Origin of the sequence: Candidatus Albibeggiatoa sp. nov. BB20, from assembly GCA_016744725.1 — a bacterium.
Classification (GTDB): Bacteria; Pseudomonadota; Gammaproteobacteria; order Beggiatoales; family Beggiatoaceae; genus Albibeggiatoa.
In genome coordinates, this window is record JADGDW010000296.1 from 1 (window position 1) to 1,248 (window position 1,248).

Genomic DNA, 1,248 nt, shown 5'->3' on the forward strand with positions numbered 1-1,248 from the left:
TTGATAATTTTCAATGATTTCACTGCCCTGTGCATCAACAAACACAAACTGATACGCGCCATTGTCATCCCATTGATAATTAACTTGATATTTTTCGCTATTAACCAGATATTGCAATGAATAGCTATTCTCGCTAATTTTATTGAATTCTGTAATTTCAGCACCGTTTAAAGGCCCATAATCTTTAGTTCTAACAGGTTGAGAACGAGGTTGAGGCTCAATCTGGTCTTCAGGCGCATTGGCGAACGAATCAACTTGTACTTCTCCTCTTAAACCCGCGATTAAATAGGGAGGATAATCAGTAGCATGGTATTGATATAAACCGCTTTCATTAAACCGCCCTAAATATTCATCAAGCGGCTGCTCAGTTTGCGTATATAAAGGAAAGCCATCTAAAGCATAGGCGATGGGATTACCTTCACCAACGATTGTTTCAAGATGTTCTGGTGCTACATGGTAATGATAGTCATCAGCGCGACCACTATGACCACCCCATTTATCCAATTCGCCAATATCAGCAGCATATTCACCGCGATTATTCAACGCATTAAAAATAGGTACACCGTTCACCGCGATGGCAATTGCACCACGATGAAAATGATCTTTGGTTAATATGGGGGTTTCTGCCAGAACAGGATTGAGTGGGATTTTCCAGCTATTATCGCCTGTATAATCTTGTGGAATGGGTACTTGTTGCTGCCAACTGGTGATGCCTTCCATCATATTGTGTTCAGGTATACCGCTAGATTCGATTAGTAAATAAGTAGAATCTTCACTGGTTTTGACGTTATCAAAGTGCCCAAAATGCGAATGTAGTTCATCATGCGAGTGTTCAATTTGAGTTTCTGAACCATCACTTATGCCACCAATCGCAAGCCGACACAGCACCGTATTATCTTGTTCCAAATCATCTGCCCAAATCAGTTTTGCAGTTGAATCCCAGAATATTTCATCATAGCCGTCTTTGGGACTCACTTGTGCGGCTGTATATTCCGTAGCAAATGACCATGCGCTGTCATCAAAAGTGGCTGTTTTCCATGATTCAGGTTCTTCAATACTGATAAATTCACAGGGGCTTTGACCTGCAACGGGGTTTGATTCACTGGCACAAGCTTTGTCCAATGGGGCTTTATGAATCACTTGGCAACGCATAGAGCCATCAGAAATACCGACAATATTGCCTGTGTCTAAGTTGGTAATTTGGGTAATAAATCCACCGTCGCCCATTTGCTGACGATTTGAGCCGAT

The 1,248-nt window shown here is 41.7% G+C and carries 1 protein-coding gene; it reads right to left on the minus strand.

Annotated features, from left to right (window positions below):
* Positions 1-1,248, minus strand: a 1,248-nt coding sequence (locus ABXH34_RS18710) for a YHYH protein (RefSeq protein ID WP_353573408.1), incomplete at both ends; no start/stop codon positions are given.